This window comes from Sphingomonas mali NBRC 15500, assembly GCF_001598415.1.
Lineage (GTDB): Bacteria > Pseudomonadota > Alphaproteobacteria > Sphingomonadales > Sphingomonadaceae > Sphingomonas > Sphingomonas mali.
This window is the reverse complement of record NZ_BCYX01000042.1, coordinates 20745-32150: the sequence shown is the minus strand read 5'-3', so window position 1 is coordinate 32150 and position 11406 is coordinate 20745. Positions and strand designations below refer to the sequence as shown.

At 65.2% G+C, this 11406-nt stretch carries 7 protein-coding genes; 4 read left to right on the top strand and 3 right to left on the bottom strand.

The annotated features are described in order from the left end of the window. Positions 1-121: 121 nt before the first annotated feature. Together recN and SMA01S_RS20015 are read left to right on the top strand one after the other, a co-directional pair. A complete protein-coding gene (gene recN, locus SMA01S_RS20020) occupies positions 122-1786 on the top strand; it encodes a DNA repair protein RecN (RefSeq protein WP_066826646.1) in 1665 nt (554 codons plus the stop codon). Positions 1787-1829: 43 nt separating this feature from the next. Beyond that, on the top strand, positions 1830-2378 hold the full coding sequence (locus SMA01S_RS20015) for a hypothetical protein (RefSeq protein ID WP_066826644.1): 549 nt from the start codon (positions 1830-1832) through the stop codon (positions 2376-2378). Between the two features lie 39 nt (positions 2379-2417). On the opposite strand, the gene SMA01S_RS20010 is transcribed toward SMA01S_RS20015, so the two are convergent. Then, positions 2418-2756: a hypothetical protein gene (locus SMA01S_RS20010; RefSeq protein ID WP_066826642.1), complete on the bottom strand. Its 339-nt coding sequence runs from the start codon at positions 2754-2756 to the stop codon at positions 2418-2420. An 87-nt stretch (positions 2757-2843) separates the two neighbouring features. Between SMA01S_RS20010 and ligA the strand changes: the two genes are divergently transcribed. Continuing rightward, positions 2844-4979 (top strand): NAD-dependent DNA ligase LigA, encoded by a 2136-nt coding sequence (gene ligA, locus SMA01S_RS20005; RefSeq protein ID WP_066826640.1) that lies wholly within the window; start codon positions 2844-2846, stop codon positions 4977-4979. A 150-nt stretch (positions 4980-5129) separates the two neighbouring features. Beyond that, complete coding sequence (locus tag SMA01S_RS20000; RefSeq protein WP_066826638.1) at positions 5130-7694, top strand: TonB-dependent receptor; 2565 nt, start codon at positions 5130-5132, stop codon at positions 7692-7694. 118 nt (positions 7695-7812) lie between these two features. On the opposite strand, the gene SMA01S_RS19995 is transcribed toward SMA01S_RS20000, so the two are convergent. Together SMA01S_RS19995 and SMA01S_RS19990 are read right to left on the bottom strand one after the other, a co-directional pair. Then, positions 7813-9156: a PepSY-associated TM helix domain-containing protein gene (locus SMA01S_RS19995; RefSeq protein ID WP_066826634.1), complete on the bottom strand. Its 1344-nt coding sequence runs from the start codon at positions 9154-9156 to the stop codon at positions 7813-7815. Further along, the gene (locus SMA01S_RS19990) at positions 9153-11405 is read right to left on the bottom strand and encodes a TonB-dependent receptor (protein ID WP_084250473.1); all 2253 of its coding nucleotides are present in this window, start codon (positions 11403-11405) and stop codon (positions 9153-9155) included. Before SMA01S_RS19990 ends, SMA01S_RS19995 begins: the two co-directional genes overlap by 4 nt. Position 11406 lies beyond the last annotated feature (1 nt).

Here is an 11406-nt window from a genome sequence, read left to right as displayed (position 1 = left end):
GACGGCGGCGGGCCCCTCCCTCTCCCGCAAGCGGGAGAGGGAAATGAGCGCTCCTTTCTCGCTCGCGCGAGACAAATTAGCATGATGACCCGGCATCATTTTTGCCGCTAAGGATGGCGCGATGCTGACCTCGCTCGCCATTCGGGACGTTGTGCTGATCGAAGCGCTCGAACTCGATTTCGGCGCCGGGCTGGGCGTGCTGACCGGAGAGACCGGCGCGGGCAAGTCGATCCTGCTCGATGCGCTGGGGCTCGCGCTCGGCGCGCGCGCCGATAGCGGGCTGGTCCGCCAGGGCGCGGCGCAGGCGGTGGTCACTGCCAGCTTCGATACCCCACATGATGGCGGCCCAATCGCCTCGCTGCTCGCCGAAAACGCGCTTGAGGTCGATCCCGGCGAACCGTTGATCATCCGCCGGATCGTCAAGGCCGATGGCGGCAGCCGCGGGTTCGTCAACGACCAGCCGGCTTCGGCCGGGTTGCTGCGCGAACTGGCGCAATATCTGGTCGAGGTGCACGGCCAGCACGACGATCGCGGGTTGCTCAATCCACGTGGTCACCGCGCCTTGCTCGATGCGTTCGGGCGTTGCCATGCCGGGTTGGTGGCGCAAGCCTATCGCGCCTGGCGCGACGCCGAGGATGCGCTGGCGGTGGCGCGCGCCGAGATCGATGCCGCGGCGCGCGACCGCGACTATCTGGCCCATGCCGTCGCCGAACTCCGGCAACTCGCGCCCGAGCCTGGCGAGGAGGAAACGCTGGCCGAGCGCCGCCGCTCGATGCAGCGCGCGGAGAAGATCGCCGAGGACATGGTGGCGCTCGACGAGTATCTCGGCGGCTCCGATGGCGGCCTGGCCCGGCTGCGACAGGCGGCGCGCGTGCTCGAACGCGTCGCCGATGCGCATCCCGCGCTGAGCGAGGCGCTGGCGGCGCTCGACCGCGCGATCAATGAAGGCGCGCTGGCCGAGGATCAGCTCGCGGTAGCCCGCGCCGCTTTGATGTTCGATCCGCGCGCGCTCGAAGAGGATGAGGCGCGGCTGTTCGATCTCCGCGCGATGGCGCGCAAGCATCGCGTCCAGCCTGACGAACTGGCGCAACTCGCCGAGGACATGGCTGGCCGGCTCGCGACGATCGAGGCGGGGGAGGAAGGGCTCGTTCAGCTTGATCGCCGGGTGGCGGAAACCCGCAAGGCCTATGAAGCCGCGGCCGACGCGCTGTCCGCCGAACGCCATGCCGCTGCAACGCGCCTCGACGCGGCGGTGGCGGGCGAGCTTGCGCCGCTCAAGCTCGATGCCGCGCGCTTCCGTACGATGATCGAGACCTTGCCCGACGAGCAATGGGGGCCGGGCGGCAAGGACCGAGTCGAGTTCGAGATCGCGACCAATCCCGGCGCGCCGTTCGCGCCGCTGACCAAGATCGCGTCGGGCGGCGAATTGTCGCGCTTCATTCTCGCGCTCAAGGTCAGCCTGGCCGAGGAAGGTGGCGCCGCGACGATGATCTTCGACGAGATCGACCGTGGCGTCGGCGGCGCGGTTGCCTCCGCGATCGGCGAACGGCTGGCGCGACTGGCTGATCGCACGCAATTGCTGGTGGTGACGCACAGCCCGCAAGTCGCGGCGCGCGGCGGCCAGCATTATTTTATCGCCAAGTCCTCCGACGGCCTGGTGACTCGCACCGGCGTGAGCGCGCTCGACAGCGTGGCGCGGCGAGAGGAGATTGCCCGGATGTTGTCGGGCGCGACGATCACCGACGAGGCGCGCGCCCAGGCCGAGCGCCTGCTCGAGGCGGCATGAGCGAGTCATTCTTGCGCGCCGCCGGGACGCTCGGCGCGGTTTGATGGGAACGTTCGACCTGATCTTCGCCATCGTGCTGATCGCCGCGACGATCTGGGCGATGACGTGGTTTCCCGACATTCCAGGCGGCACCGAAGGGCATCACGAAGCGCTAACCGCGCGATACGAAAAAAGCGACGACGGTGCGATCGACGATCATCCAAGCTATGGCGATGCGGCGATCGCCTATGTCGACCGCATCGTCGACCGGCAATTGACCAAGGCGCGCGGAATCCTCTCGTTCGATGGCTTGATCCTGGCCTTTCTCGGCCTGATCGCGCGCGACACCGCGAAGCTCGATGTCGCGAAGATGCATATGGTGCCGGTCCTGCTGCTAATGGGCTTGCTCGCCGGCTCCAGTGCGATCTGCCTCTTCCTGTTCCGGGCGCGCTGGGGCTATGTTGCCGACTTCAGGACATTTTCTCGCGAAATCGCGGCCACGCTCGCGCTCACGCGGCGGCGGTCGTTCTGGATCGAGCGGACGGTCCGACTGTCGTTGCTGTCGCTGGCCGGGATCGTCGTCCTCGTGATCGCGACGGTGGTCGGGCATTAGATCGCCACCGAACTCCGCTCCCTTGCCGGGAGAGGAAATTCAGAATGGGACTTTCACCTTCGCCATGATGGCTTTCGAGGTGAACCCGCCGACATCGCGCGAGGTTGTCCCCACGCCGGCCTTGGCGCCTCCGGGAAGGTCGACGACCGAGCGGACCGGCTTTTCGGTGAAGTCCGGCATCCGGCTGATGTCGATGTCCATCATCTTCTTGCGCGCGCAAACGACGATGTCGCCGCCGGGATTGTCGATGCCGCACGCATTGTCGGTCGATTTGGGCCTTGCCTTGGCGAGGTCGAACCCGCTGAGATCGGAACCGCGAAAGCTCGTCTGATCGCCGGTGGCAGGCGCCGCCTGCATCGCAAGGAGGACGATCAGCATCGCCGCACAAGCTGCGGGACGCGCGTGGCGCAATTACGGCAAAGCGGCGCGGTTTCCTGCGCGGGATTGGCTGCTAAAGAAAGGCACATGACGATTCCGCTGCCCGCCAACGATGAAGCCGCCGCCAAGGAACTCGAGCATCTCGCGGCGGAGATCGCGCGCCACAATTTGCTCTATCATGCCGACGACGCGCCCGAGATTTCGGATGCCGACTATGACGCGTTGATGCGCCGCAACAGCGCGATCGAGGCTGCGTTTCCGCACCTGGTTCGCGACGATTCGCCCAGCCGTAAGGTCGGTGCGGCGCCCGCCGGGCACCTCGCCAAGGTCGCCCACGCGCGGCCGATGTTCAGCCTGGATAACGCCTTTGACGACGAGGAGGTCGGCGATTTCGTCGGCCGCGTCCGCCGTTTCCTCAATCTGGGCGAGGACGAGGCGATCGCGCTGACCGCCGAGCCCAAGATCGACGGGCTAAGCTGCTCGCTGCGCTACGAGAAGGGGCGGCTGGTCCAGGCACTGACGCGCGGCGATGGCCAGATCGGCGAGGACGTCACCGCCAATGTCCGCACGATCGGCGATATCCCGGTCACGCTTCCCGTCGGCGCGCCCGACGTGTTCGAGGTGCGCGGCGAAGTCTATATGGAGAAACAGGCGTTCGCCGCGCTCAATGCGCGCTTGCTGGCCGAAGCCGAGGAGACCGGCAAGGAAGCCCGCCAATTCGCCAATCCGCGCAACGCCGCGGCCGGATCGCTGCGTCAGAAGGACGCGACTGTTACCGCGTCGCGCCCATTGCGCTTCTTTGCCTGGGGGTGGGGAGATGCCAGCGCGCTACCGGGCGATACGCAATCGGCGGTGATCGAAACGATCCGCGGCTGGAGCTTTCCGGTCACGCGGCAATTCCAGCCGGGCGGAACGCTCGACCAAGCGCTGGCGACCTACAAGGCGATCGAGGCTGAGCGCGCCGATCTGCCGTTCGACATCGACGGCGTAGTCTACAAGGTCGATCGGCTCGACTGGCAGGCGCGACTGGGCTTTGTCGGCCGCGCGCCGCGATGGGGGCTGGCGCACAAATTCCCGGCCGAGCGCGCCCAGACCACGCTCGAGCGAATCGACATCCAGGTGGGGCGGACCGGCAAGCTCACCCCGGTCGCACGGCTCGAGCCGGTGACCGTCGGCGGCGTCGTCGTCACCAATGCGACGTTGCACAATGCCGACGAGATCGCGCGGCTCGGCGTGCGCCCGGGCGATCGCGTCGTGCTCCAGCGCGCGGGCGACGTCATTCCCCAGATCGTCGAGAATCTCACTCGCGACGAGCCGCGCGAACCCTGGGCGTTTCCGACGCATTGCCCGGAATGCGGTTCGGAAGCCCTGGCCGAGGAAGGCGAAGTCGATATCCGCTGCACCGGCGGGCTGATCTGTCCGGCGCAACGGCAGGAACGGCTGCGCCATTTCGTCAGCCGCGGCGCGCTCGATATCGAGGGGCTGGGCGACAAGACCATCCGCGAATTCCTCGATCTCGGCTGGATTGCCGAGCCGGCCGATATCTTCCGTCTTGCCGCGCATCGCGAGGAATTGCTTGGCCGGGAGGGGTGGAAAGAGAAGTCGGTCGACAATCTGCTCGACGCGATCGAAGCGAAGCGCGCACCCGATCCGGTGCGACTGCTGTTCGGGCTCGGTATCCGGCATGTCGGCGTGGTCACCGCGCGCGACCTGCTCAAGCGCCATGCTACCCTGCCGGAGATCAAGGCACTGGCCGATGAGATCATCGCGCTCCGCGACAGCATCGTTCCTGCGCTGGCGGAGGACGAACAGAAATTCCGTGCGCGGCGCGACAAGGCGATCGCCGAGCATATCGGCGTCGACAATGTCGGTGCCGCGGTCGGCAATGCGCTGGCCGATTTCTTCCATGAGCCGCACAATCGCGCGGTATGGGATGACCTGCTGGCGGAAGTCAGCCCGCCCGCGTTCGTCTTCAAGGCGCGCGAATCACGCGTCAGCGGCAAGACCGTGGTGTTCACCGGCAGCCTGGAAACGATGAGCCGCGACGAGGCCAAGGCGCAGGCCGAAGCGCTCGGCGCGCGTGTGTCGGGTTCGGTGTCGGCGAAGACCGATCTGGTGGTCGCTGGGCCGGGCGCGGGGTCGAAGCTCAAGAAGGCAGCCGAACTCAATGTGGAGGTCATTGATGAGGCCGGATGGGCCGCAATCGTCGCAGCTGCGAGTTGATGCTTTTTTGCAACGCAGCATGGCTTAATCCACAGTAATCTCATCGCGCTCTTGCGTTGTCATTGAACCGAAATATTCAGTCTCCATGGGCCCTCGCGACGGTGAAACAACGCCGCGCTCAACAGCGACTCGCGCCCAAAGGGGAATATAATGCGGACTCAATTTCTAATTGGCGTGGCTGCGGCCGCGATCATGCTTCCGGGGGCAGCCTATGCGCAGTCGACCGGTACGGCGGACTTCGAAGGCGACATCGTCATCACCGCCACCAAGACCAAGGGCGTCGGCGGAGTCGTGATTCCCGATACGCCGAAGACCAAGGTTCAACTCGATCAGGCGTTCATCGCGCGCCAGACTCCCGGCCAGTCGATCGACGAAATCATCAACTCGCTTCCGGGCGTCAGCTTTCAGAGCCAGGATCCGTACGGCTCGTCGGGCGGCCGCCTGACCATCCGCGGCTTCGGTCCGGACCGCATCTCGCAGACCGTCGACGGCATTCCGCTCAACGATACCGGCAACTATGCGATCTATTCGAACCAGCAGATCGATCCCGAACTGATCGACAGCGTCAACGTCAGCCTCGGCTCGACCGACGTCGACAGCCCGACCGCGTCGGCCTCGGGTTCGACGGTCAACTATCGCACCATCACGCCGACCGACCAGTTCGGCGTCCGGGTGGTCGGCTCGATCGGCGACCTCAATTATTTCCGCGTCTTCGGTTTGGTCAACACGGGTACCTTCACCTCGTTCGGCACCAAGGCGTGGTTCTCGGCCACCAGCGCGACCAACAACGTCCTGTTCAGCAATTTCGGCCAGATCAATAAGAACGCCTATAACTTCAAGATCTATCAGCCGCTGGGCAGCAATGGCGACTTCATCGCGGTCGCCGGCAACTGGAACGTGAACCGCAACACCAACACGCCCGACTATCCGCTGCGGCTGGATCCGACCCGTGTCGTCGGCAGCGGCACCGGCAATCGCTTCCCGCGTAATTTCGATGAAGCCTGGCTGCACACCTCTCCTTGCCAGACGGCCGCGGCGCGACCGGGCCTGGCAGATACGCCGAACACCTGCGGCACGCTGTTCGAGCAGAACGTCAACCCGTCGAACACCGGCAGTTTGCGGTTCAGCTCGCGCTTCACGCTGGCTCATGGCCTCGTCCTGACCGTCGATCCGACGATCCAGTACGTCAAGGCGAACGGTGGTCTGTACGGCGTCGTCGGCCGCGAGCAGGCCGGGCCGGCCGGTCGTTACGGGTTCATCGGTGGCACCTATTACACTGGCGTCGACCTGAATGGGGACGGTGACACGCTCGATCGAGTGGAGCTCGACGGCACTAGCCAGACGATTACGCATCGCTACACGATCCTGAGCTCGCTGCGCTGGGATATCACCGATACGCAGACCTTCCGCCTGACCTATACGCACGATTATGGTCGTCACCGGCAGACGGGCGAACTCGGCAAGCTGCAGGCCAATGGTCAGCCGTTCGATGTGTTCCCGATCAACTCGCCGATCGCCGCTGCGAACGGCGGCCTGATGGAAAAGCGCAATCGCAAGTCGTACGCGGTCCTCGATCAGGTGTCGGGCGAATATCGTGGCGAATTCGGTGGGTTGACGGTGAACCTCGGTGTCCGCGCGCCGTGGTTTAAGCGTAATCTGCACCAGAATTGCTTCACCACCAGCGCGAGCGGTTTCGTCGATTGCATCGCCGGCACCAGCGCCGACGTTGCCGCCTATGCGACAGCCAATCCGTATTCGTACAATGCGACGACGAATGTGGTGACCGGCTATCAGGCGCCGCAATTCCGTCAGTTCACCTATAATCGTGTGCTGCCCAGCGCCGGCCTGACCTACAAGCTTGGCGGCGGTCTCTCGGTCTATGCCAGCTATTCGAAGGGCCTGCAGGTTCCGGGCACGGATAACCTGTATCAGCAGTTCTACTATCCGGTCGGCGTCGGCACGCCGAAGCCGGAAACGACCGACAATTTCGATGCCGGCTTCCGCTATTCGACCAGCAAGGTCCAGGCGTTCGTCGGTGGCTGGTACACCATCTTCACCAACCGCCTGGCGTCGTCCTACGATCCCGTGCTGGACCAGACGGTCTATCGCAACCTGGGCAAGGTGGACAAATATGGTGTGGATGCGAGCATCTCGTATCGCCCGATCGAGCAACTGACGCTCTATGCCTTCGGTTCGTACCTGAAGTCGAAGATCAAGGACGACGTGCTGGGCGGCGTCTGCTCTGCGTCGAACGTGACCTATCATACCTTCGGGTGCTCGACGTTGGGTGCCGACTATTATTTGAGGACTGCGGGCAAGCGTGAGGCGGGTGCACCAACCTATACGCTCGGCGCGCGTGCGCAGGTCGATGTCGATCCGTTCGAACTCGGCATGCAGGTGAAGCGGACCGGCCCGCGTTACGTCAACGATCAGAACGTGGCGATCTACAGCTCGATCGACACTGGCAATCCGACGACGACCGTCCTTTATGGTGCGAAGACGCCAGCCTATACCGTCGTTGATCTGGATGCCCGCGTTAACTTGGGCTTCCTCGGTTTGAACAAGACGACTTACGTCCAGTTCAACGTGACCAACCTGTTCAACCAGTTCTACGTCGGCAACCTCGGCAACCCGAACAGCTCGTACACCAGCGTGCCGTTCGCGTACCTCGGCTCGCCGCGTACCGCGTCGGTCTCGCTGAACGTTCAGTTCTGATCCGACCGATCGACTCACTAAAGAGCGCCGTTCCTGTCTTCCGACAGGGGCGGCGTTTTCTTTTTTCCCGGTGACGGACAGTCTGAGGATCGTCCGCCGCTGCGCGATGATGGGAGCGTTAGGCTCGGATCGTTCGCAATCCCAGCCAGCGGGCGATGCCCGACCAGCGTTTCAGCCCGTGCTCGACCGCGAGCACAACCAGCAGCGAAGCGCCGAACAGCGGCATCGCCAGTCCAAGCGCAATGACCGTGGCGATCAGCGCTCCACCAAAGCGCGGGCGCGAGAGCGGCAAGGGCGCGCCGAGCCGTCCAGATGGGCGCCGCCGCCACCACGAGATCGCTGCCGATACGCTAAGCGTCATCAGCATCAGCGCGCCGAGCGTGATCAGCACTTGATTGGCGATGCCGAATAGCTGCCCCTCATGCGTCGCGATGCCGTACCCAACCGCACGGTCGATCCAGTGGCGCTCACCGAAGTCCTTGCGGGCGAGCACCGCGCCCGTCGCACCGTCGACCACTGCTTGGGCGCGCAACGGCCGATCCGCGGCATCGGATGAGACGGTCCAGCCGCGCGGCTCCTTGCCGGGCGGCGACACCAAAACCGGCGGCGCAAAGTGCAGCGCGGTCGCCGCGGCGACGGCGCGGTTCAGCTCTCCCGCGCGATAACCCTGGTGCACCATCGCCATGCCCATATGGCCGGCATGCTCGTCGAGCATCGCGTCGTCCGACGGCTTGCGCCCGCCGATCGTCCAGTCGACTGGCCCGTCTAGCGTGCCGGTCACCGACCGTATCTCCTTGAAATAGCTGCCCCATGCCTTCGCCCAGGGTAGGCCGGTGGCGATCACGAACAGCGCCAGCAGCGACACCCAGATACCCGTCACCGCATGCAAATCGCGCCAGAACAATCGGCGGCCGCCCGACAGGCGGGGATATAGGATTCCCGCCAAGCCCTTCCGTCCGCGCGGCCACCAGAGATAGAGGCCGGTCAGGATCATCACGAGCGTCCAACAGGCGGCGATCTCGACGATGTAGCTGCCCCAGGCGCCGGCCAGCAATTCGCCGTGCAGGCGCGACACGATTTGCATCGGTCGATCGTCTTCGGTCACGACCTTGAGCGGCGTGAGCCTGTAGGGATCGACATAGACACGCCGATCGCCGCCATCGGTGCCGACCAGGACTCGCACGGCCGACCTGTCCGATGGCGGCAGTTCGTATTTGTGCAGCCGCGATCCAGGCACTGCCGCCACGGCGGCCGCGGCGATCGCCTCGGGCGTCGCGCGGGCCGCGGTGGGGACGACCGAATCGTAAGGCCGGTCTAGCCACGCCTCGATCTGCGGCCGCCAAGCATAGATGCTGCCGGTGATCGCCAGCCACAGCACGAAAGGGACGCAGAACATCCCCGCATAGAAATGCCAGCGCCAGACTGCATTGTACCAACGCGAGCCGGGTAGCCTGACGCTCATAGCTTGATCGTCAGGTCGGCGTGGAAGCTGCGCTGCGGGAAGGGGTGGAACAGGAAGTATTTGTCATTATTGACATTATCCACGCCAAGCCCGAGCATATACTTCTTCGCGACGACAAATTGGGCGCGCAGATCGACGACGAAGAATTTGTAGAAGCCCTGATAGGTGTTCCCGACCACGTCGCTATTGTCGAGCGTGCCATAGAGCCGGCTCGAATAGCGTGCCGCCGCCGACAACGACACGCCGTCGACCGGCCGCCAGGTTGCGACCGCGTTCGCTTTCCAGCGCGGCACCGTCGGGATCAGCTTGCCGACCGCTGCGGGAAGACCGGGATCGGCGCGCGTCGTCGCGTCGGCATAGGTGACGCTGCCCGACAGGTCGACGCGGGGGATCAGGTCGTTGCGGACGACGGCCAATTCCACCCCACGCGCCCGCGTACGGTCGACATTCTGGACGAAGCTTGCGGTCAGTGTCCCGCCGCCGACCGCCGCAATGGTGCCGGTCTGCGAGATGAGCGCGTCGGTCACGACCTCGTTGAACAAGGACAGGCGGATCGATCCCTTTGTGTCGGTATGTTCGATCGCGAGTTCGGCGGAACGCGCGTGTTCGGGCTTGAGGTCGGGATTGGGGAGAGCGCCGAGCACGCCACTGGTGACGAGTTGATAGAGTTCGCCGACCGTCGGGAAGCGCCAGGCATCGCCATAGGACAGCTGCACCTTCCATTTGTCAGCGGGCTTCCAGGCCAACGACGCCTTGGGCGAGAAGCGGGCGGTCGAGCGTTCGGATTGGATATTGGATACAATCGGCGAGGCCGAGAAATTGACCCCGTCATAGGCGCGCCACCATTCGTAGCGCCCGCCGAGCGTCAGCGTCAGCTTGGGCAGCAGGTCGAGCGCGTCCTGCGCCCATAGAGCGGCGGTGCGCGTCTTGCCCAGCGATTGCTGGTTCAGCACGCCGTCGGCGCCCTTGATCCAGTCGGTCGTCGCATAGCGATTGCTTGCCAGCACGAAACGGTCCCAATGCGCGCCGGCGCTCAGCACGTTGCCGCCGCGGCTCCAGGCCAGCTTGGCATCGAGCGTGTCCCAGCCGGTGCCGTCGAGCCGCGTGACGTTGCCGGCGCCGCCCGACAAGGCGGCGGGCAGGGCGCCGGTCGGCACCCGCTGTTCGTCATGGGCGAAGCGGTACCGCGTTCCGATCACTTGCCAGTCGATGCCGCCGGCCGATCCGCCGAGCGACACAGCGTGCGACCAGTGGCGCTGGCGCGACGCATAGGTTCCGCTGGCGAACGACGCCGAGGGATAAACGGGCAGGCCGGTCGCGGTCGCCGTCAGATAGCTCTCCGCGCTGGCATTGGTGCGGTTGAGGAACAGGCCGCCGACATAGGTCAGGCGAATATTGCTGCTCAGGTCGAGCGCGGCCTTGAGTTTGAGGCGATCCTGCCCCTGGCGCTCTATCCCACTCGATCCCAGGATGGTGATCGGCTGTCCCGTCCGGTTGCGGTCGGGGATCGCGCCGACCACGCCCGGACCCGCGGCGCCGGTGACATAGCCGATCGGCTGCGAACGACTCGTGACGTGATCGTAGCTCGCGAACAGTGCCAGCGGGCCGAAGCGATCGCCGATCGTCAGGCCGGCCTGATAGGCCGGATAGGTATTGCGGCGCCCATAGAGGTCGAACGTCTGCACGCTCACGCCCCCCGTGGCCGTCGCCTCGAGTTCGTCGGGCAGGCGCGTGGTGATATTGACCACCGCGCCGATAGAATTGCCCGGATAGGCGGCTGAGAATGGCCCATACAGCACGTCGATCCGCGCGACCTCTTGCGGACTGACCGCGCTCCAGCGCGGGCTTGCCGAGGTATTGTTGTTGCCGATCAATGCCGAGAGCAACGCGCCGTCGGCATAGACCAGGCTGCGCGCGCTGGCGCCCAGGCCCGCGGTGCGCGTCGCCAGCGGCGCCTGGGTGTCGCCGATATGGCGTTTGCGCACGATCAGGCTGGGCAGATATTTGATCGTGTCCTCGACGTTCATCGCGTTGACTGTCCGCGCGATGGTGTCGGCGTCGACCGACGCCCGGGTCGAAGGCGCGTTCTCGATCGTCTGTTGCTGGCGTTGCGCGGTGATCAATATGTCGTCGCGGCGGTCGTCACCCGGCGCGGGCTCGTCGGCGGCATGCGCGGGCAGCGCGATGCTGCTCGCCATCACGGCGAGCGAGGCGCACCACAGGGTGCGCTTGGCAATAGTCACAATCATT